Here is a 22,305-nt window from a genome sequence, read left to right as displayed (position 1 = left end):
ATATTTCCTAAAATCGATGTCTTAGGAAGTATTACCCCTTCAACGAGCCAGCCATAATCCCCTTGTCAAAGTATTTCTGGAAGAATGGATACATGACAATGAGCGGTAAGCTAGAAATCACAATCGTTGCATACTTGATCATTTCTGCAATTCGTTTTAATTCATTCATGGCGGCTTGAGCCCCAATCATATCTTTCCCCGGTTCGCTTTGAATCAAGATTTTCCGTAAGACAAGCTGAAGTGGTTCTAGGTTTGGATCCTTGATATAAATCATGGCATCAAAGTAAGAATTCCACTGTCCTACAAAGGCATACAAGAACAGGACAAACATGATTGGTTTGGCAAGTGGTAGCATAATCTTGACGAAAATTTCCAAATCATTGGCTCCATCAATATATGCTGCCTCTAATAGCTCATCTGGAATCCCTTGAAAATAGGTTCGAGCCAAGATGATATTCCAAACATTGATAGCACCAGGCACGATAATGGCCCAGACAGTATTTAACATCCCTAAGTCTTTGATAAGAAGGTAGGTCGGCACCAAGCCTCCACCAAAGAACATGGTGAAAATCAGAAAGGCATTGAACCATTTTTTACCAACCAAATCCTTTTTCGACAAGGGGTAGGCAGTCAAGACAGATAGGAAAACCGTCAAGGCTGCAAAACTAAAGGAATAAAAGAGGGAGTTGACAAATCCCCGGACAATCGATTGGTCACTAAAGACCCGCTGGTAGCCCTCAATCGTCCAGTCAGCGGGATCAAAACTAATCCCCTTACTAACGAGTGCTTGTGGGTCCATGAAAGAAGCCACCAAGATATAAATCATCGGAACAAGTGTGATCAAGACCAAGAAGGCAATGATGAGTTTATTCACCACAAGCATCCGCTTGTCAAATTTTGTATATAGTTGTGTGTTCATTCCATTCTCCTTACAATCCTTGACCATTGTTCATCCGTTTGACAATCTGATTCACTGCGATCAACAAGATGACATTGATGACGGCGTTAAATAGTCCAACAGCTGTCGAATAGGAGTAGTCTCCTGAAACCAGACCGACTTTATACACATAGGTTGAGATGATTTCTGAACTGGTCAAATTGAGAGAGGTCTGCATCAAGAATGCTTTTTCATACCCTACGTTCATGATATTACCAGCTGCTAGGACGAATTGGATTACCATGACAGGGCGCAAAGCTGGTAAATCAATATGCCAGATACGTTGGAAGATATTGGCACCGTCCATTTTTGCCGCCTCAATCAGTGAAGTATCGACATTGACCAAGGTCGCTGTGTAGAGGGTAGACGCCCAGCCCATTCCCTGCCAGGTACCACTGAAAATATAGAGTGGTCGAAAGGCATTTGGATCCGTTAAAAAGTTTGTCTGAATCCCAAAGAGGGAGAGGAAGCTATTGATCGGACCACCGACTGAAAAGAAGAGAAAGACCATTCCGACAATCACCACGACTGAAATAAAGTTAGGGGCGTACAGAACCAGCTGAATCCGTTTCTTCGCCTTATCACTCAGCAACTGATTGAGCATAATTGCAAGCAGAATCGGTGGCAAGAAACCGAGCAGTAAGCCATAGATACTCAGTTTCAGCGTATTTCCGAGCAAGATACCAAAGTTCGGAGAAGAAAGAAATTTGCTAAACTCTTGAAAGCCAATCCACTCGCTTCCCATGACACCTTTTAATGGATTGTAATCCTTAAAGGCTATCAGAACCCCGTACATCGGAATGTACTTAAAGACAAAGGTCAGCAAAAGTCCCGGAAGCAACATCAGTAACAGTACTCTTTGTTTCTTGATTCTACTCCAGATAGAGTATTCCTTTCCCATATTCATCATTCCTCCTTTTTTTGAAACGTTTCATATTTGCTTCGAACAAGAAATCTATTCTATTTCAATAGACCTCTTCGTTTTATTTGAAACGTTTCATATTTTTTTGAAAAAATAAATCTCGTACCTATAGTCTATCATTGGTAGCGCTTTCTGTCAATAGGTTTTTGAAATATTTTTTGTTGTCTTTCCTTCAATATAAGAAATCGGCAAGACACTTTGACGCTGATAGACCTCTTGATGAATAATGGACAAGAGGATATTGACCGCTTCTTCAGCCATTTGCTCTAGTGGCTGCTTGATTGTAGACACTGGGTATTCATGTTCTCTGGCAAAGCGAATACCGTCATAGCCAATGACTTGGACATCTTCCGGGACACGCTTGCCCTGCTGCTCCAAAATCCGAATAGTATCTAAGGCTACAAAGTCATTTATCGTGAATAACCCGTCAATCTGCGGATGCTCTGACAAAAAGAACTCTAGCTGCTCTAAGAAATCATCAAAGGGTTCTGCCAAATCAAAGGCTAAACACTCCCTCCCCGTCTGACGCACTGCTTGTTCAAAAAATTGACGGCGTTTCTTGGTCTCATTGGTCGTATCATTATGACTGCCAATAAATGCCAGATGTTGGCACCCTTTGTCTAAGAGTATCTGGGCTGCAAGTTCTCCCCCCTTTTGGTTATCCGAGCTCACACAGGCAATCTCCTTGTCCTGATAGGTCCTATCGATACTCACAAAGGGAATATTAGACGCTAGATAATTTTCGATTGGACTATAGGTAATGGCAATAATGCCGTCCACCTTATTCTGCCGTAACATAGAGAGGTACTCAATCTCTTTCTTTGCCCCGTCGGTATTACAGAGCAATAATTTATAGTTCCTCTTGCTGAGAGCTTCTTCGACAAAAAAGGCAAACTCACTAAAAAAGGGATGCCAAATGGTCGGCACAATCAAGGCTACCGTCTCTGTCCGATTGGTCTTCATCCCCCGCGCATAGACATCTGGAATATAGGCCAGATCCTCAATCGCCTGCTGCACCTTTTGCAAGGTTGTTTTCTTAATTCCCTGTTCATGATTGATGACGCGTGACACCGTTCCTACACTCACACCAGCCCGCTGGGCAACATCTTTCATGGTAACTGATTTTTTCCGAACTTCTGCCATACACTCCCCTCCTTCTGTTCTTCATTATAACACGTTTTGAAATCGTTTTCCATAGTTTTTTCAAGAGCTCTCTCAGTAAAGTATGAAAAAGGGAGTAGGAAAGCATTCTACGAATTGCCCTTCCTTACTCCTTCGCTCTTCTATATTACCTAATCGAACACGCCCTAAACTCTGTACGAAAAAGATAGATTGACTTGTGTTCAGAGAACACTTCACCAATCTCCTATTTTGCTGTAGCTGTTGCAGGCTATGCCTGCTTTACAGATACGGATACTCTTGAGTGCACTTTGTGCTTTTAACGCTCTCACATCTTAATTAAACTGAGTTCAGCCTAAAACCTCGGAAAATAGTTAGGCAGCTGCTTCTGCTTTAGCCGATTGCAGCTGAGAATCATTAAGCTGAAAACCTCCACTGGAGCTTTTCACTCGTCATGTTTCCTAATTTTGCCGTATCTGTAAGGCAGGCTACGCCTGCCTTACAGATACGGATACCCTTGCGGTACAGTCGCTTTTTTACGCCCTCGTATCTTACTCAACACTAAACAGATATGGATAAACTGGTTGACCACCTTGGTGGATTTCCACCTCAATGTCTTCATATTTTTCTTCCAAGTCCTGAGCAAGTTTTTCAGCCAAGGCTATATCGCCTTCTTCCCCCACATAAATGGTCACAATCTCACTATCTTCATCTAGCATCTTGTCAAAAGTTGCAATTAAGGTCTCTACCATATCTGGATTCGATACTACAATTTTCCCATCGACCATTCCAAGATTGTCATTTTCATGGATTTCAAGACCGTCAATCCTTGTATCACGCACAGCAGTTGTCACACTTCCACTCTTGACATCAGCAAGTGAAGCAGTCATCGCCTCAAAATTAGCTTCAATGTCACGACTTGCATCAAAGGCTAATAGGCTCGTAAACCCTTGTGGAATGGTTCTTGTTTCAATCACTTTGACTGCTACTTCTGCCACTTCTGCCGCTGACTGAGCCGCCATCAAAATGTTTTTATTATTTGGCAACAAGATGACATTGCGGGCATTAACCAATTCAATCGCCTTCATAAAATCTTCTGTAGAAGGATTCATGGTTTGACCACCTGAAATCACATAGTCAACCCCCTGTGATTTAAAAATGTCCGTTAATCCCTCACCTGCTGCAACGGCAATCACAGCATATTCTGTTTGTTCAGCTGGCTTTTGGAAACTCTCTTCTTTTTCCACTTGTGCTTCGTGTTGCTCACGCATATTATCAACCTTGACTTTGACCAAGCTACCATATTGAAGACCAGCCTGCATAACAAGACCAGGATCTTCTGTATGGACATGAACTTTCACGATTTCATCATCGTTAACTACAAGAAGGGAATCTCCTAAGTCATTCAAATAGGATCGAAACTCCTCATAGTCAAAGTCCTTCACATAGGTTGGTCCTTGGCGAAGCGCCACCATAATTTCCGTACAGTAACCAAAAGTGATCTCTTCTGTCGCAACATGTCCTGCAACTGACTTATGATGCTCTGCATTGATCATGCCAGACATCACTGCAGGAGTTGCTTCAAAATCATCAGAAGCAATGTAGTCACCTGTAAGCGCCGCAAGAAACCCCTCATAAATATAGACTAAGCCTTGACCACCAGAGTCCACAACGCCAACTTCTTTTAATACCGGAAGCATTTCAGGCGTCTTCTTAAGCGCACGCTTCGCCCCTTCTAAGGTTGCCTTCATCACTTCGACAGCATCATCAGTCTGTTCTGCTTTTTTCAAGGCAGCTGTAGCTGCACCACGTGACACCGTCAAAATTGTGCCTTCAACCGGCTTCATGACGGCTTTATATGCCACTTCTACTCCATGTTGGAAGGCTTGCGCCAAGTCTTTACCTGTCAATTCCTCTTTGTCTTTAACCGATTGACCAAAACCACGGAATAATTGGGACGTAATAACTCCTGAATTACCACGCGCCCCCATCAAAAGACCTTTCGACAAAATCTGAGCCGCTTCACCAACCGTACTAGCCGGTTTATCAGATACCTCTTTAGCACCATTGGTAATCGTCATGCCCATATTGGTACCTGTATCTCCATCTGGAACAGGAAAGACGTTTAATGAATTGACATATTCTGCTTGTTTATTCAGGCGAGTAGATGCAGCCTGCACCATTTCTTGAAATAAACTAGTTGTAATTTTAGACACCGTTATTCTCCTACGACTTTGATATTTTGAATATAGATATTGACTGTATCTGCTGCGATACCTAACTGATTTTCTAAGTTAAACTTCACACGTTCTTGAATATTGCGTGAAACTTCACTAATCTTCACACCGTAACTCATCACAGTGTAAACATCAACTGCAATATGCCCTTCTTCGGTCGTTTTAATCACAACACCCTTAGCATAATTTTCCTTTCCAAGAAGCGCTTGAAAGTTATCCTTAATCGCAGATTTGCTCGCCATACCAACAACGCCAAAAATCTCCGTTGTAGCACCACCAACAACTGTCGCAATGACATCATCTGTTAGTTCAATCTGGCCATCTTTTGTATTGATTTTAACCGTCATTTTTTCTACCTCAAATCATTTTATCACTCTATTCTACCATAATTTTTCATGACTGTAAAAAACTAGGCTGTGACAACAGATAGGAAATCAAACTCCCCTGCTCATGATTCTACATCTCACAAAAAGCTGAAATATCTCCGTTTCAGATACAAGAAAGAGAAGGACTAAGCCTCCCCACTCCCTGTTTTATACTCATTTAGTTTAACTTTTATTACTTCAAGGATTGTGGAAACTCCGTTTCCTTATTTCCAACTTCCCATCATCTAGAAGATGATGGGAACTCGCTTTACCGTACTCTACGATTGTTACTGACTATCGTCAGTATGATTTCCAACCTTCAACAGTCCTTAGACTGTTGAAGCAGCCTGCAGCTCCTTGCCTAGTACTAAAAGTAAACGAAACAACTATATTGAATAGCAAAAGAGCAAGATGCTAACTCCTACCTCTTTCCATTTGTAGATCCAAAGAAAAAAGGTCCAAATCGGACCTATTTTTTAAACACGTTCAACTTTACCTGATTTAAGTGCACGAGCCGAAGCCCAAACTTTTTTCGGTTTTCCATCAATCAAAACAGTTACTTTTTGAAGATTTGGTTTTACCGCACGTTTTGTTTGGTTCATTGCATGTGAACGATTGTTTCCTGATACAGTTTTACGCCCTGTAAAATAACATACTTTAGCCATGTGTATTCCTCCTCATTTGATCAAATATTACGGATGTGCTAGCACCACATACTTACCCATTCTACCAAAAAATACCACTCTTGGCAAGAAGAACTTCTAAATTTTTTAACAAGCCACTTGTCAAGTCAAGTGCAACAGGTTCGATAGTAGACTAAAAAACAGGTGTTTGGGCTAGCCCAAACAAAAAACGGGCGGTTTTATACTTGTGAATTCGTCTCGGTCTATTCCTGATAGCAGAGACCTAGTGATGGAGTTCTTCTGTCGTGAGTAGGTTACCTTTGAAAGAAACTCTCTCAAGAGACCATTGAAATTCTCGTTTGTTCCTCTTTCATGAGAAGAATAAGGATGGGCAAAATAGACAGCTACACCTTTTAGGTCTGATAAGTGACCGAACTCCTATCCATTGTCCGAGCAAATAGGATACTGATGCAGGAAGTTCTTAACAGCCTTATACTCTTTAAAAGTCAAAAGGATACTTCGTCAACTTGCTTTGGTGAACGCTAATTCTACCTTCGGCTTCGATGATAAGGAAATGAGTAGCGCTACTCTCATTTCCAACCCTTCACAATTCTTAATTGTGAAAGCTAGTCTACTTTTGATGTTTATGGAGTATTATTGGCCGTTTCAGCCTGTCTTGAAGCTGAGAAACACTTCCTCGTGTGATTTCACAACTGTTTGAAGTCATAGGCTCAGGCTGAGCAAAACCAAGCCTACTGCCACCATAATATAGAGCAAAAGAACCCGTCGTTTCTGTTGAGTAGTGAATAAGTAAGGTTCCGCTAAGGTAGGTAAAAATACTCCTGCCAAGGCACCCCCAACTAGTCCACCGACATGGCCTGCAAGACTGATTTCAGGATTAAAGAAACCGAGGGCAAGATTGATAAGAAGCAAGCCAATATAACGCTGTCCTAAAAGCTGTAAATACGCATTCGAGCTATAGTATCTAAGAACAATCATTGCGCCAAAAAGACCAAATAAAGAGGTGGAAGCCCCTGCTGCGACCACACCAGGGGTCAGAAAGAACACAAAAATATTGCCCATAATTCCTGATAACAGATAGAGGAAAGAAAAGCGGTACGAACCAAAGATTTCTTCCAGTTGATAACCAAAAACATACAACGTCATACTGTTGAAGAAAAAATGCTCCCAGCCAATATGGACAAAAATCGGTGAAACCAAGCGCCATAGCTGGCTCGGATCCAATTTTACAGCAAGGCCATACAGACCACCAAAGTCATAGATCGTCTGTGACGTCGTTGCCTCTCCAAAACGTAGAATCTGCATGGTCACAAAGACTAAGGCGGTCACCAATAACAAGGTATTGGTCACAGGATAAGACTTATGAAACATTTTTTTCATAACATAGAACCTCTCTTACTGCTTGATCAAACTCTTCTTCAATAAAGTCACAGCGCTGGAAATCATAGATAGTGCTGATGGTCACACCTAGATAATCCTCCAAATAGCGGTCGTAAAAACCACCGCCGTAGCCAATCCGATAGCCCTCTGCATTCCAAGCAAGCCCCGGTACATGGATTAAATCAATTTCTGATGGGTCTACCACTAGATCCGACTGTGGCTCCCAGATCCCATAGGAAGTGAGCAACAGATCCCCTGCATCGTATACCACAAAAGCCATGCGCCCCTTGCCGTAGGTTTTAGGGACAAGAATCCGCTTGCCATCGCACTGTGCTTGTTCAATCAGATGTGCCGTGTCCACTTCATGGGGCATCGATAAAAAGGTTGCAATCGTCCGTGCTTCTTGATACACTACTAATTCACCAATCGCTTGGCAAGACCACTCACTCCATGCCTGTCTTTCCTGCGCAGACAAAGCTTTTAAGCGAGTCAGCATAGCTGTGCGAATGCTTGATTTTTTCATCTACTTATCTTCCTCAACTATACAAAGCAAACCAAGGCGCTCCGTCCAGATTACCTCCTACTCATGCGCAATGGTTTCCTGTAAACACCTTCTAGTAACATGAACGCAATCCTTTAGGCGTCCTAGTCTTATGCGTCTATTTTTTGCCTATTTGCTACACTTCTGCCTTATGACGTAAGAAGGTGGTCAAATGTTCCACCGCAAAAGGAATGGCTTCTTCTTTGGGATTTAGGCGAGGATTATGCAAAGGGTAAGGTGTATCCACTCCAAGCCAAAACATGACACCTGGCACCTTGCTAAGGAGATAGCCAAAATCCTCTCCTGTCATCGCAGGAGGACAATCGATAACCTCCACCTCAGGTATCGCTTCAAAATAGGTCATCAATTCATCTGCCAATCGAGGATGATTTTCCACAGGCAAATAGCCACCTTGATTCAATTCAACCTCTACTTTAAGATGAAAGGAAGCTGCAATTCCCTGTGCCACTTCGCGCACCCTGTTTTGAACCAAGAGGCTCATATCCTGAGTCAACGCACGGATAGTCCCATGTAAAAATGCCGTTTCTGCAATGACGTTATTGGTTGTGCCTGCATGCATAGAACCAAAGGTCACCACCGCACCCTCAATTGGATCGACATTCCGGCTAACAATGGTCTGTACTTGTGTAACAAAGTAGCTCGCAGCTACCAAGGCATCATTTGCCGTATGCGGAAAGGCAGCATGACCACCGCAGCCGATAAAGCGAATCCTAACCTCACAAGTCCCTGCAAATAAGGTCCCACGATTGGTCGCAATCTGTCCTACTTTCAAATCAGGTCGCACATGTAAGCCGTAAAATTCATCTGGTAACCAAGTCCCAAAGGCACCTGCTTCATACATCTGCATGCCTCCTGCAAGATTTTCTTCTGCCGGTTGAAACAAAAAGAGCAGGTTATGTCGAGGCTGTTTAGCCACCAGTTGCTCTAGTATTCCAAGCGCAATGGTCATGTGAAAATCATGACCACAGGCATGCATCCGATCTATATGGGTTGAGGTGCAATCAAGCCCTGTTTCCTCAGCAATTGGTAAACCGTCAATGTCGGCTCTCCAGCCAATCGTTTTTTGTCCCTCTGTTCCTGTCAAATAAACCAGAATCCCTGTTTTCCATATGCGAATCTGGGCAAACGGGCAGTCCTTTAAAAGCCCCTCAAGAATTTCCATAAGGAAAGCATGGGTTTTAAACTCTTCCATTCCTAATTCGGGAATTTGGTGCAGAGCTCGTCTTATCGCAATTAAATCAAGCATCGTATTTCTCCTAAAGGGTTCGAAGAGCTTCTTCCAAGGCGGTCTTTTGTTGGGTTTGGGCATCTATTTCCTTTATCACGCGTGCAGGAACCCCGGCAACAACCACATGTTCAGGAACATCTTGGGTGACAATCGCTCCCGCAGCTACAACTGAGCCACTACCGATCTGCACTCCTTCAATGACAACAGCATTGGCACCAACCAAGACATTATCTCCCACCCGAACAGGCTCAGCACTCGCAGGCTCAATGACACCTGCTAATACAGCACCCGCTCCGATATGACTATTTTTTCCAACGGTTGCACGCCCTCCAAGGATAGCCCCCATATCAATCATGCTTCCCTCTCCGATTTCTGCACCGATATTGATAATGGCCCCCATCATAATGACTGCATTATCTCCAATAGATACCTGATCACGGATAATAGCCCCTGGCTCAATGCGGGCATTGAGCCCCCGCTTGTCTAGTAGGGGTACTGCTGAATTTCGGGCATCTTGCTCGACTACATAGTCTCTATTTTCAGTCAGATGGACAAGAAGGGGAGCTATATCTTGCCAATCACCAAATAAGACATTGCCGAGCTTGACCACATGTTCAGGAACTGCAGCTGCTAGCTCCCCCTCAAAGGTCACTTTGACGGCCGTCTTTTTCTCTGCTTGAGCAATAAATTGAATGATTTCTTGTGCAGTCATTTTTGTAGCGGTCATAACATCTCCTCTTCTCACATCATATCGTCTACTCCCTATTCTATCAAATTTTCAGAATATTTGGGAATAATCTTTATTTTCAAACACAGTCGGTCTGATTTGTCGTATCATATTTTGGTTTATAAATAGGATGGCTAATCCATAAAATAAAAGTACTATAAAAGACAAAGCAAGAACTAAAAAAAGACTGAAAAGATAATCTTTCAATCATCTTCTTCAATCTTCACTAAAAATGAACATTTATTGTAACATAGACTGAGCCTGTTCTCTGACAGTTGTCATTGCTTGCTTTAATTGGTCACGAGTCATTTTCAAGGCTGAAATCATGCTTTCACGACCTTCTACCGGAATTTGAGTAGTATCATCACCAAAGTTTGCAAATTGGTTCTCGATGATGTCTCGTTGTTGATCCATCATCTGCTGCAATTGATCGCGGAATGGCGCCAAGGATTTTTGGTCTCGCTCTGATAACTGGGCAACCAATTCATCAAAATCTGCCACATAGGCATCTGACAATGATTGAAAGGCTGCTTTGGCATCACCAAGAGTTTGAACTGCTTCTATTTCTTGGTCTGAAAGATAAACAACTGTCGATTCTTTCAATGTTTTTGTCTTAGAGGACGACGAGCTAGTCGACGAGCTAGTCGAAGTTGACTCTTCCACCTTAGAAGATTCTACTGTCGTCGATGATGAGGAATCGCTTTCCTTTGTCTGACTGGTCGAACACGCCGCTAAGGCTGTTACAGTCACAAAGGTCAATAACGTAGAAAATAATTTCTTTTTCATGATAGCCTCCTTTTATTTTCTACCTCCATCTTGCCCTAATTTTCCAAAAATGTCAAGGCTTAACCCTATTTTTTCTTCTTTGTCGGTAAGATTTTCGGAATTTCTTTGACCAAGGTTGGAATCGTAATTTTTTTAGTCCTTGCTCGCTGAGCCATGACCTTACTATCCCCTAATCCTAACTCTGTCAGATAGTACAATTTGACAAAACGTCCCTTTGGGATAGCAGGTACCAATACGGTAGGTTTGGGTTGCATACCAAGGACTGTATTAGGTTGTTGATTGGCGTACCTAGCTTGTGCGTGTAAGGCAACAACCAATGGCTTTAACCCTAGTTCTTGTAGATGCTCTTTAGCCTCCTCTAAAGGAAGCCCGATTAGATTTGGCAAGGGAATCGTCTGATCGCTAGCTTCAATGATACCTTGGCTAACATAATAGAGTTTGACGAGGGTTCCAGGCTCCATATTACCAGGCTTAGGAATCATAGCCACCACCTCATCTGCGTGTTTCTTGGCATAACGTTGGTGAGGTTTAGCGAGGATTTTACTCACTACAAACCCCCGTTCTTCCAGATGCTGTTGTGCCTCTAGAAGATTCATATCTACCACATTGGGCAGATGTACCAAACGATTTTTTCTCTGATAACTTTGCTCTAAAACTTTATCCACTAACGGAACAACAGCATGGACAGCCTCACCAATCACGCGGGTTGTATCTGGAATGACATCAAAAATCTTCGCCACTTCGCCAATCATTTTTTTATTAATTGGTAATTTCCTTTTGGTCATCGATTACCTCTTTTTCTTACTCTATCTAACCTTTTTCATATAGCTAGTATAAACAGTCAAAACAATCACTTGCTTACTCGCTTCCATACTATTTCCCATCTACATAGTAGAGCTTAGCCAGTTCCTTTTTCCGATATGATTCAGGGCATCAAACAAAGCACCACCTTCCAATCTACGGAACTCCCCTTCTATCTCCTTCTTCCCTATTATAGGGCTTTCAAACTAAACTTTCAAGGACTAAGACTGGAAACCAACATTCGAAAAGGAAATAACAGCCTACTCTTGGCTTATGAAAGAAACAGTGTGAAAATAATCCACTGCTCAATCAAGCCCAAAAACAAAGTCCATGAAACTTGATTCACACATCGGAAGATAAAAACAATGTGTCCAGACGAATAAAAATCAAAAGTTGACGAAGTATCCTTTTGATTTTTAAAGGGTATTATACTCATTTCGTTTAACCCTTATCACTTCAACGATTGTGGAAACTCCGTTTCTCTATTTCCAACTTCCAATCATCTTCCAGATGAATTGTCGAAACTCCGTTTCCCTATTTCCAACTTCCAATCATCTTCCAGATGAATTGTCGAAACTCCGTTTCCCTATTTCCAGCTTCCAATCATCTTCTAGATGAATTGTCGAAACTCCGTTTCCCTATTTCCAGCTTCCAATCATCTTCTAGATGAATTGTCGAAACTCCGTTTCCTTATTTCCAACTTCCAATCATCTTCTAGATGAATTGTCGAAACTCCGTTTCCCTATTTCCAACTTCCAATCATCTTCCAGATGATTGGAACTCGCTTTGCCGTACTCTACGATTGTTACTGACTATCGTCAGTATGATTTCCAACCTTCAACAGTCATTAGACTGTTGAAGCAGCCTGCAGCTCGTTACTTAGTACTAAAAGGAAGCGAAACCACTATATAAAACATGGGAGGAGGATTCTTCGTAACTACCAAAACATATAAATAAGAGGCTAGACTACTTCCCAACCTCTTATTTTAGTGTTATTTCTCTATCTTTTTCAAGCTCCAAAAGCCTGCTAAAATTGCGATGAGGGCTATTGCTACATAGGAGATAGAGGGACTTGAAAGGAAAGATTTGGTTGTCTCTTTCATTTTTGGCTTCGCTGAAACAGATAATGGAGACACTTGTGACTTTTCATCCGATGAATTCTGAATTGCCTTTGTCGAAGTGGATTTATCCACTTTCTTCGTATCCTCACTTTTTTCATGTGATGGTGATTTGTACTGATTCGACTCTTCCAAATCTGTCTTCACTCTCGCCTCAGCAACAGATAATCCTGCACTTGTTGCTAAGAGGTGTGAAACAGCGTGAACTCTACTTTCAAGTCCTGCTTTCGCATTCTCTTGTGGGACTATCGGTGCTACCACTTCACTGCTAGAGCGAAGAGAGACAGAATAGGAAGCTGAACGCTCGAAGCTGGTCTGATGGCTTGCCTGTTTAGGTGCTTCTGATAAGATCGGAGCCGTTACAGTGCTTCGGACTTCTACATCAGTAGTGCCTTGCTCGGAAATTCCGACTGAGGTGGTGGAATCTGTCTGACCCCTGCTTTCAAGTCCCGCTTCTGCATTCTCTTGTGGCGCTGTCGTTGCTACCACTTCACCGCTAGAGCGAAGAGGGACAGAATAGGAAGCGGAACGCTCGAAGCTGGTCTGACGACTTGCCTGTTTAGGTGTTTCTGATAAGACCGGAGCCGTTACAGCGCTTCGGACCTCTACATCAGTAGTGCCTTGCTCGGAAATTCCGACTGAAGTAGCGGAATCTGTCTGACCCCTGCTTTCAAGTCCCGCTTCTGCATTCTCTTGTGGGGCTATCGGTGCTACCACTTCACCGCTAGATTGAGGAGTTGTTACATCGGAAGGTACCTGAGAGGCTTTCTCACGATTAGAGAAGTAGGCTTGCCACTGTCGCTCACCCAAGTCCAGAGTATATAAATTCTTAATCGGGACACCTCTATTCTCACTATAATTATTCGAGATAAGAATGTTCCCGCCTTTTTCAATCACACGATAGCGTTTTAAACTTTGCAATGGTTTTTCATCCCTTGCATCAATAACTGAAGTATGGTCATCTGTGTCTGTGACATAAAGCGCTGTCAACTTACCCTGCTCATCAAACTCAGCACCCCAAACATTTACAATATGTCCCCGCCTTGCACTAAACAGATAATCCACAGCTAAGGCTTTCTTCTCAGCCAACGCCTGCCTTACTTGCATTCCAAAAGAATTCAAATCCCCCACTTCTTTTCTCGTTGTTAACAGGTCTTGTTTGAATACCTCCTTAAAGAATCCGCCACGCCGATCCAATGTCCCCATCGTTTCTCTTTTCTCATACTCTTTTTCCTGATTGACATCGTACTTAAAAACATTTGGATAACCGCTAAAGAACAAATCTAATACTCTATGAGTATACACCGCTCTATTGCTAAAATAGGATTTAAATAAATCAAATATTTGACTTTTATGGAGCGCTTCGTCGTAATGGGTATGATTACGTAAATCAATAGATTGACCTAAACGCGGAGTTACGACACCATTTGCTTCAGATTCCCGTAAATATCTCTCCACATATTCTTTATTTTGCTCTAGCCACCAGTGAATCATATTGGTTGCTACTCCTGCCGAACACAAGCCAAAGTCCCCACTCTGGTCAGTATATTCTTTATTGACATCAAATAACTGACTATTGTGTTTATAAGATGCCGTATAATAACCCTGATATACTTCTTGTTGCCAGACGAGGTCTTCCTTACTTGGTTTTGATACTCCATACGTCCACTCTTGATGTTCTGAAATAGCTGGAATTGTATCTGCGACAGAGAGCCTTTCGGTATCCGATAAAGATCCTGCACTTGGCTTTTGAACCATGCGAACCAACTCATCCGTGCCTGCTTCTGATACAGCAGTAACAGGTGTTTTTAACTCATTACTAGAATCTAACTCTATACTTTTTACTTCAGACTTATCTTCTAAAAACGAACTCTCGAGCCGTTTCGTCTCCGATGAAGACCCCTCAATTTCTTTAATCGTATATTCAGAAGATACCACACTTGGCTCTTGAGCTGTGCCAAGGGATTCATCTGCGATTACTTCCGATAGAGAAGCAGCAGCTGCCTTCAATTCATTACGGGTCTCTAGAGGTACACTTTCTGCTTCAGACACACCTTCCGTCGTAGTTAATCGTTCAATCACTTCCCCCACTGATGAATGAGTGGTAGCCACCTCCTGAGCAAAGACAGGAATAGCACTCCCAACTGCGAGCGCTCCTAGAATACTTGCACCAAAAAGCCACTGCTTCCCAGACTTCCACATACGAAAACGTCCCACTTTATGACTGACTAATTTGTGATCCATCACCTATTCTCCTTTATTTTCAAGATATACTAGGATGCTAGAATAGCATATCAAATACAAAATACAAGAGATTACAGATAAAACACATACGTCTTAGATAAATAATAGACATATAAAAGAGGAACATCATCTCCTAGAAAACAATGCCCCCACCTCTTACACTCTTTAGGGAATCTTTCCATACTGAAGGATTCAGTAAATCTAAAAATATGCTATTCGAGCTAACAGTTATTCCCTATACACCCCTAAGATAAATCCGATTGAACAAGTCTAGACTGAACTTCGTAAATGCGGTTTTAGGAATAAGGTCTTTCAATCATTAGAAATGGCTAGGCTTCAAGAAGTGATTAGAGGATTGACTGCTAGCTTGCTCAAGTCTACTATATAGAAGAAAGTGGTTGGATTAAACTTTTATTTTTGGTTGAGTATTAAACGGTATGATTGACCATTCTAACCAATAATACTCAATAAAAATGTTAGAAAAAAGATGAATTGTACCATTATTTTAGTAATCTTCCCCCTTCCCTATTTTTCTTTATATTTTCTTAAAAACTGTATTCACAAGTAAAGTGCTTTATAATAAGAGATTGTTTTTCACTCATCAAGGCCGTTTTTTGAGGAAATACTGACTGTATCTTAAAAAACGAACGATGAGTAGATTAAAAACGAGCCTTAAATAGACGCACACTGAACTATGAATACAACTTCTTAACGTCCTTATATCTTAATTGAACATTATGTCAATCTCCTATTTTGCCCTAGCCCTTGTAAACTCCGCTCACTTTATGCGGATACGGAAGAAACCATCTAATGGAGAGTTTCCTCTCTTGGTATATTTTTTGCCTCAGCAGTCTAAGGATAGACTGAATAAAACGAGTGACACCCGTATCAAATGCTCTCACATTCTTATACTAATCACGCTACCTTCTTGGAGATTTGGAACTTGTCCTGCTTCCACATGAAGGGTTCCTGGAAGCGATTTTTTATGGGAACCATCAAAGGAAATGGTGATGTGTCCTAAAGCAGATAGGTTTTGTTCGACAATACTTCCAACTGCCGTAACAGAATACTCCACACCATCAATGACCAAGCGTGCCCCTGGAGCAATCGAGCCTGACAAATCCTTATTACTAATCTTGTAGCAGTAAGTAGCCAAATCAGCTGGCGCCTCCAACCCGAATAAAATGAGCATATTTGCTTCTTCAATCATGTTTGGAGCTTGTTCTCCGATACTTACAACCTCTGTTTCAAAAATTTTTGTCATTCATCTATCTTCCTATTCTAATGTTCTTTAGTCATTTCATCTCTTTTTTAATAAAAAACAGGGCAACATGATTCAAACCTAACTGGTATTGGACAAATCGAGTTACTATAAAGAGATAAAATGATCATGTATAGCATTTATAAGCCTATGCTCTAAAAGTTAGTCGGTAGCAAATGGAACACAACCTAAGAATGATATAAAAAAGGGACACAAGTGTTCTCACTTTAGCCAGTTACAGATTCCCTTTGGAATAGAAATAGTCAGGGAAATGACTATTTCACCCGAGCCTAAAACTAGAGAGCAAGGTCAATTAAAAAATGACCACAAACTAATGGGAATACCGGTAGTTAGCTAGCTATTCAGTGCATTTCATCTGCAATGAATCTGGCTATCATCAATGGTGGTCCCCAACAGTCTAAGAATAGACTGTTGAGATCTATTGAAATAGAACCCTCCGTTCGGCTATCTTTATCCTAGCTATTATGAACGTGTTCATTTTACAATCACGGAAATCCTTTTGAGTACGTGTCTGTTTCTATACACCCTCATATCTGGTAGGTTTGCCAAGATTAGCTGTAAAGTCCAAAACTTGCTATCCAGGCTACAATAACACGTGGCACACCGTTCAAGAAACGGGAGTAAAGAACAGCTGGTACTCCTACCTCAACAGTTTCCGCCTCTGCTTCTGACAAGCCGAGAGCAACAGGGATAAAGTCACATCCGTTTTGCGTATTGATAGCAAAAAGTGCTGGAAGAGCCATTTGAGGAGGGATAGTTCCTTTTCCAATTTCCACACCAATCAAGGCACCAATGATTTGACTGATAACAGCACCAGGTCCTAAGAGTGGGGACAGGAACGGGAGAGAACAGATAAATCCGATAATCACCAAGCCCCAAACATTTCCAGCAAGCGGTACCATCAATTTAGCAAGCCAGTTTCCAACACCAGAACCTTGGATGATCCCGATAAGAAGAGATACAAAGGCCATGAAAGGCAAAATGGTGTTAAGCATGGTTTGAATCGCTTCACGCGCCGCTTGATTAAAGGTAGCAACGACCTTACCAGCTCCCATCCCAATACGGGCGATAAAGCTAGATTCTGCACGCTGTTCTGTAATCTTTTTAGAAGTGTCATAGCTTGTTTTTTTTGCTTCCAGGGTTGTTACTGGTCTTGTCGCCGTCGCTGAACCATCTGCCAAGCTGATTTGATCCACACCGACATTGGATACGTAGATGTCCTCTGTAATGTACTGGGCTAGGGGACCGCTTTTTCCTGTCGGCACTACATTAATAGTTGGAATCCCCTTCTTTGGATAAATACCACATCGCAGGGTACCTCCACAATCTACGATAGCAAGGGCAATTTCTTCATCTGGAATAGATGTTTTAAACCCATTGACTGGCTCCATACCAGTTAATTCTGCAATTTTATCCACAATAGCTGGTTTTTCGCCACCACCAGTAATATAGATGAATTTGTGCTTTTCTTCTGTTGGGGTAATCACAAGCGGTCCCCCAAAACCACCACTACCTTTTACAACTTGAATGCTCTTGTATATCATTATCTCATCCTCTTTTCTTAGTCAAATGTCTTTTTAAGGGTGATGCCTTGTTGTCTTGCAACATAAGCAGTTGTAAAATCGGTCACCCAGCCACCGATAAAATTCATCACTAAACCAACCAATAGATAACGAATGGCTAATTCTGTTTGATTGAGACCAAGCGTTTGGAGGCCTGTTGCAATTCCGAGATAAACAAACAATTCACCCGGATTGATGTGCGGAAAAACTCCATTTGAGGTATGGCAAAATTGCATCTGTGCCGCGACAAATCCTGGTTTATAATACTCAGGTAAGAAACGTCCCATACTGATTGCCATCGGATTTCCAAGCATGAAAGCTGAGATAAATGGTAAAATCATGTAACGAGTGAGGGGATTTTTAGCAGAAACTTGAGCGAGACGATGCACCCTTTCCTCCCCAAGAAGGGCAATCACCGTATTCATGGCTACCAAGAGCATGAGGACTACAGGAACAATCCCTGTCATCCAGCTGAGAAAGGTTTCACCACCTAATTGGAAGAGTCTGATAAACCCTTCCGCAAATTTTACAATATATTCCATAACGGACTCCTTTTTTAGATATTAAGGGTATTCGATATCCTCCAAAAGGTAGCCATATCTGTAAGTAATCAAGGTTTACAATGGCTGTTTCCCTTTTGTCAGTATCTTATAACCCAAATTCATTCTATAATAAAAGCTAAACATCAAATAACCGTGTGTCCTCTTTGAAGCTCACATTCGACACCCGTTATCAGCAACTGTTGAGAAAAGTAATTGCTTTTCCTACTTTCAACTATCTGTAGCCCTATCGTCTAGCCTGTTACTCCTTTTCTTTACATACTCATTATTCTTTGGTTAATTGCAATTTGATTCGCGCCGAAAGCATTTTTAAATGAGTTGATAAGCCTATGATTGGTGCAACTTTTGGGACTTCTCGATAGTTGCCTGTCTCAAACTGAACAAATACCTCCCGCGCATCCTCAATGGCAATTTGCAATAATTTATTTTCTTTTCGTACAAGAGGATGATCGCTATCCAAATAATGGATATCTTGTCCTACATAGTCCGACATCTGCTTAAAACGTGCTGCTACGGTTATTCCTTGCATTCTACGAGCGTCAAGAATACGCCTTTTTTTATCAACTGCAAAAAGGACAATGGTTCCTGCCTTAATACGACCACTCCTGCGACCAATAGCTACACGCCCTATTTTTTTCATTTCTGAATAGGTCTGATTAAAATGCTTGATTTGGCACAATCCAAAAATGATTTGGAAAATATAGGCTACAATGACAACCGCCCCTAAGATATACACATTACCCATTATTATTACTCCTTTCTTGCTTACAAATCCGAATTCTTTCAAACGAATGAGTTAGCCCCAAGCGTTCCTTGATATGCGTTTCACCACTCATGCGGAAAGTATTGTCAAAAATTTTAAACAGTAAATCCTGATTAAAATCATCTAATTCCACTGGGACAAAGAGTAAAATGAAATCGGAAATAGTCTGTCCAGCCTTGGTTTCTAAAACAAAGGGAAATTCTTCTGACACTACAACAATCAACTGATTCAAACTAGCATCTGTCAAATGTGGAAAAGCATAGCCGTCTTCTGAAATAGCCGAATGTTTGGCTTCCTTATCCCTCAATTTCTGACCTGCTTCGCTTGAAATCAGCTGCTTCTCCACCATTTTAGCAAGCAAAAGGTCTAGGTTCTGGTCATAAGTTTGGCATTCATCAAATTGTACATTGATGACCTGACTGTACATTTCAATCTTGCGTCCCAGCACTGTTCTCTCCAAAGCTTCCCGCTCAGCCTGATTTTCCTTGGTCACAAGCGACAAGGACAAAAACGGTTGGAAAAGGTTTTGGCTGTATATGAGATTATCTGTAAAAATCAAATCATAGTGCTTATTTAATTCTTCATAAGGCAAGTGATTGATAAAATCCAGAAAATCGAGTTGCACAGCTTCTCCAAAAATGTGGCGAATTTGTGTCTCAACTAAATAATGAAAAGACTGACTTGACTGGGTAATCACCGCGACCCGACCAATCAAGGGTTTGCTCCTTCTAGCCATCAACAACTCCATCCAAGCTGCTAATAATATCACTTCTTTTTCTGAAATACTAACACCTGTCATGTCAACTACACGATCCACGAAAAATTGAGATACAATTTTTGAAAAGGAACTTTGAATCAGTTGCTCCCTCAGACTGACTTCTGCAAAACGCCATTTCATAACACTACGATTGAGCATGTAAACCAAATGTCGCTGCAAGACTTGAGCGCTTTCTTGAATATCAAGCGTAATACCAAACTCTTGCACCGTCTGATATAAGATGCGCTCTGCCACTTCAAGGATTTCTACCCGCGCAATCTCTGCTGGAAGTAGGCCTAATTGCATAGGGAAGGTTAAAAATTCCTTCTCTAGCTTGGTCAGGGGTCTCTCCATAAAGTAAGACAAAATATCGTAGAAAATAGCTGGTAAATCAAGGGTTTTCTGACTAGTAAACCACGTAAAATCCATCTCATTCAAGTGATGTTGGCGACGTAAAACCGTCAAAAGTAAAGTAGAATGAAAGACCCTCTTGACATCAATTGGAAAACGATGGTACTGTACGAAGTCCCTATAGGTTTCCATCAATTCTTTGGGTAACTCTAGCTTGGTCTCTAAATAATCCATGACCTCATAGAGATAGAGGAGGCGCTTGGCTAATTCAGAACCGACCAGCTGAATCCCAACACCTGTTTTGGAGACGATTCTCAAACGATAGTTTTCTAAGACCACTTTCATACGATTAATGTCTCGAGTGAGACTACGCCGACTAATTCCTAGCTGCTCTGCTATCGTATCTGCTGAAAGATAGCCATCTGCTTCTAAGAGAATTTGGAAGAAAATTGCCTGACGCTTATGGAACGAATTAAGATCCGCAGATAATAATAAATCTTCCGTTACCAAGACCTTAAAAGCAGCTTCATCATGTATCCTAATAGATAGCCTACCATTCATCTCCTGTATAGAAAAGATATGATCATAACTATATAATAGCGATTCAATCAATAGTTTAAGGGTACGTCTAGAACATTGAAGCCGGTCACCTAGCACCTCATAGCTAACACTTGCATGAGAGGATAAATAATATAACAATGCCTTTTTATTTAATTCTAGACTCATAATCCCTCTTTAACCTCTTGTTTTTCCACCTGCTACATTTGTGGTGACTCCCGTGATATAACTTGCACGATCAGACAAGTAGTAACACACCAAGTCTGCAACTTCATTCAAGCGACCACTGCGCCCTAATGGAATAGTACTTGTATTATGGTAGCCTGCGCGTAATTCTTCAACCGTCTTTCCACGAGTATAAGCAAGAGCTTCTTCATAAGCCAAGGTACGAAGTCCCGTTTCTTCCATAATTCCTGGAGCGATACCAAGAACGCGAATACCATGCTTGGCGAGCTCTTTCGCCCATGAACGGGTGAGAGAATAAACCGCACCTTTGGTCGCAGCATAAATACTTTGCCCCTCGCTACCTTCTAGCCCTGCTTCTGAAGCCATGTTAATGATGACACCTGATTTCTTAGTTGTAAGAATACGCACCACTTCTTGCGACACAAAGAAGAGACCTTTGAAGTTAATATTAACCATCTGATCAAACTTTTCTTCATTTAGCTCATACTGTCCAGCTTCTTCTACCACATCCACCAACAAATTTGGAATGTTAATTCCTGCATTGTTAACCAAACCATCTACAGTGCCAAAATGTTCTACCACTTTAGCCACTGCTTCTTTGACTGCTTGATGACTGGCCACATTGGTTTCGACAAAGAGCAAATTCTCATGGCTCACATCTGAATCACGAATATCAAAATTTGCAACCTTAGCACCTTGTTTCAATAACCCCTTCACAATCGCAAGCCCAATCCCTGAGCTACCACCCGTCACGACGTATACTTTGTCATGAATAGCTAACCAATCCGACATGTTTTTCAACCTCCGTTGTTTTTATGCACTCATTGAAAATCTCAATATCATTGATCAATTCGCTGTAACTAGCTTCGTTGCCACATTTATCCAGATTTTCCTTGAGTTTCTATTTACAGATTCATTATAAAACGGAAACACTTTAAAGTTAAGGACACAATTTTTTGTAGCACCTACAAGAATTGTCCATAAGTCAAAACATGTTAATTTTTTTAATAAATTCCTTTTATTGTATCATGTTATGAACATTCTTCAATCATTTTGACAAAAATAAAAGAGGGATAAAAATCCTCTCCTCAGTAACGTTTATAGTGCATACTCCAAGATTAAAAGGCTCTATAATTTCTGTAGTGGGTAAATCCACTGTAGAGATTATGGAGCCTTTTTGAGTATAGAAAAAAAGTCCCATATGACTTATAATGAA

At 41.5% G+C, this 22,305-nt stretch carries 19 protein-coding genes and 1 pseudogene; all 20 read right to left on the bottom strand.

Going from position 1 to position 22,305, the window contains the following annotated elements; translation table 11 throughout:
* Positions 1 to 31: 31 nt before the first annotated feature.
* Positions 32 to 919, bottom strand: a complete 888-nt coding sequence (locus ACVPON_RS07900; protein ID WP_462878065.1) for a carbohydrate ABC transporter permease — start codon at positions 917 to 919, stop codon at positions 32 to 34.
* 10 nt (positions 920 to 929) lie between these two features.
* Positions 930 to 1,838, bottom strand: coding sequence for an ABC transporter permease (locus tag ACVPON_RS07895; protein ID WP_462878064.1), 909 nt, complete (start codon positions 1,836 to 1,838; stop codon positions 930 to 932).
* A gap of 156 nt (positions 1,839 to 1,994) precedes the next feature.
* A complete protein-coding gene (locus ACVPON_RS07890; RefSeq protein WP_462878062.1) occupies positions 1,995 to 3,002 on the bottom strand; it encodes a LacI family DNA-binding transcriptional regulator in 1,008 nt (335 codons plus the stop codon).
* A 527-nt stretch (positions 3,003 to 3,529) separates the two neighbouring features.
* Positions 3,530 to 5,194, bottom strand: a complete 1,665-nt coding sequence (locus ACVPON_RS07885) for a DAK2 domain-containing protein (protein WP_462878060.1) — start codon at positions 5,192 to 5,194, stop codon at positions 3,530 to 3,532.
* A gap of 2 nt (positions 5,195 to 5,196) precedes the next feature.
* Positions 5,197 to 5,562 carry an Asp23/Gls24 family envelope stress response protein gene (locus tag ACVPON_RS07880; protein ID WP_462878058.1) on the bottom strand — a complete coding sequence of 122 codons (366 nt, stop codon included), beginning with the start codon at positions 5,560 to 5,562 and terminating at the stop codon, positions 5,197 to 5,199.
* Between the two features lie 494 nt (positions 5,563 to 6,056).
* Positions 6,057 to 6,245: a 50S ribosomal protein L28 gene (gene rpmB / locus ACVPON_RS07875; protein ID WP_001140948.1), complete on the bottom strand. Its 189-nt coding sequence runs from the start codon at positions 6,243 to 6,245 to the stop codon at positions 6,057 to 6,059.
* 151 nt (positions 6,246 to 6,396) lie between these two features.
* Positions 6,397 to 6,695: pseudogene (locus ACVPON_RS07870) on the bottom strand (IS30 family transposase); the annotation flags it as partial.
* Between the two features lie 231 nt (positions 6,696 to 6,926).
* On the bottom strand, positions 6,927 to 7,604 hold the full coding sequence (locus ACVPON_RS07865; protein ID WP_462877922.1) for a rhomboid family intramembrane serine protease: 678 nt from the start codon (positions 7,602 to 7,604) through the stop codon (positions 6,927 to 6,929).
* Entirely contained in the window at positions 7,585 to 8,127 is a 543-nt protein-coding gene (locus ACVPON_RS07860; protein WP_462877920.1) for a 5-formyltetrahydrofolate cyclo-ligase, read from the bottom strand. The genes ACVPON_RS07865 and ACVPON_RS07860 overlap by 20 nt, the downstream gene beginning before the upstream one ends.
* Before the next feature lie 154 nt (positions 8,128 to 8,281).
* On the bottom strand, positions 8,282 to 9,412 hold the full coding sequence (locus tag ACVPON_RS07855) for an N-acetyldiaminopimelate deacetylase (RefSeq protein WP_462877918.1): 1,131 nt from the start codon (positions 9,410 to 9,412) through the stop codon (positions 8,282 to 8,284).
* Between the two features lie 10 nt (positions 9,413 to 9,422).
* Positions 9,423 to 10,121, bottom strand: coding sequence for a 2,3,4,5-tetrahydropyridine-2,6-dicarboxylate N-acetyltransferase (dapD, locus tag ACVPON_RS07850; RefSeq protein ID WP_462877916.1), 699 nt, complete (start codon positions 10,119 to 10,121; stop codon positions 9,423 to 9,425).
* Between the two features lie 240 nt (positions 10,122 to 10,361).
* The gene (locus tag ACVPON_RS07845) at positions 10,362 to 10,907 is read right to left on the bottom strand and encodes a hypothetical protein (protein WP_462877914.1); all 546 of its coding nucleotides are present in this window, start codon (positions 10,905 to 10,907) and stop codon (positions 10,362 to 10,364) included.
* A 65-nt stretch (positions 10,908 to 10,972) separates the two neighbouring features.
* Positions 10,973 to 11,692, bottom strand: coding sequence for a PASTA domain-containing protein (locus ACVPON_RS07840; RefSeq protein WP_462877912.1), 720 nt, complete (start codon positions 11,690 to 11,692; stop codon positions 10,973 to 10,975).
* 1,008 nt (positions 11,693 to 12,700) lie between these two features.
* Complete coding sequence (locus ACVPON_RS07835) at positions 12,701 to 15,070, bottom strand: IdeS/Mac family cysteine endopeptidase (RefSeq protein ID WP_462877910.1); 2,370 nt, start codon at positions 15,068 to 15,070, stop codon at positions 12,701 to 12,703.
* Between the two features lie 898 nt (positions 15,071 to 15,968).
* A complete protein-coding gene (locus ACVPON_RS07830) occupies positions 15,969 to 16,334 on the bottom strand; it encodes a PTS glucitol/sorbitol transporter subunit IIA (protein ID WP_462877908.1) in 366 nt (121 codons plus the stop codon).
* Positions 16,335 to 16,903: 569 nt separating this feature from the next.
* Positions 16,904 to 17,896 carry a PTS glucitol/sorbitol transporter subunit IIB gene (gene srlE / locus ACVPON_RS07825; RefSeq protein WP_462877906.1) on the bottom strand — a complete coding sequence of 331 codons (993 nt, stop codon included), beginning with the start codon at positions 17,894 to 17,896 and terminating at the stop codon, positions 16,904 to 16,906.
* A gap of 17 nt (positions 17,897 to 17,913) precedes the next feature.
* Positions 17,914 to 18,456 carry a PTS glucitol/sorbitol transporter subunit IIC gene (gene srlA, locus ACVPON_RS07820; protein ID WP_462877904.1) on the bottom strand — a complete coding sequence of 181 codons (543 nt, stop codon included), beginning with the start codon at positions 18,454 to 18,456 and terminating at the stop codon, positions 17,914 to 17,916.
* A gap of 283 nt (positions 18,457 to 18,739) precedes the next feature.
* On the bottom strand, positions 18,740 to 19,219 hold the full coding sequence (locus ACVPON_RS07815; protein WP_462877902.1) for a transcriptional regulator GutM: 480 nt from the start codon (positions 19,217 to 19,219) through the stop codon (positions 18,740 to 18,742).
* Positions 19,212 to 20,906, bottom strand: coding sequence for an HTH domain-containing protein (locus ACVPON_RS07810; RefSeq protein ID WP_462877900.1), 1,695 nt, complete (start codon positions 20,904 to 20,906; stop codon positions 19,212 to 19,214). The genes ACVPON_RS07815 and ACVPON_RS07810 overlap by 8 nt, the downstream gene beginning before the upstream one ends.
* Before the next feature lie 174 nt (positions 20,907 to 21,080).
* A complete protein-coding gene (locus tag ACVPON_RS07805) occupies positions 21,081 to 21,881 on the bottom strand; it encodes an SDR family oxidoreductase (protein ID WP_462877897.1) in 801 nt (266 codons plus the stop codon).
* Positions 21,882 to 22,305: the final 424 nt, after the last annotated feature.

The sequence above is a fragment of the Streptococcus sp. 1F3 genome, from assembly GCF_054968985.1.
The sequence above is the reverse complement of the archived record's forward strand: the minus strand, read 5'-3'. Positions and strand labels throughout refer to the sequence as shown.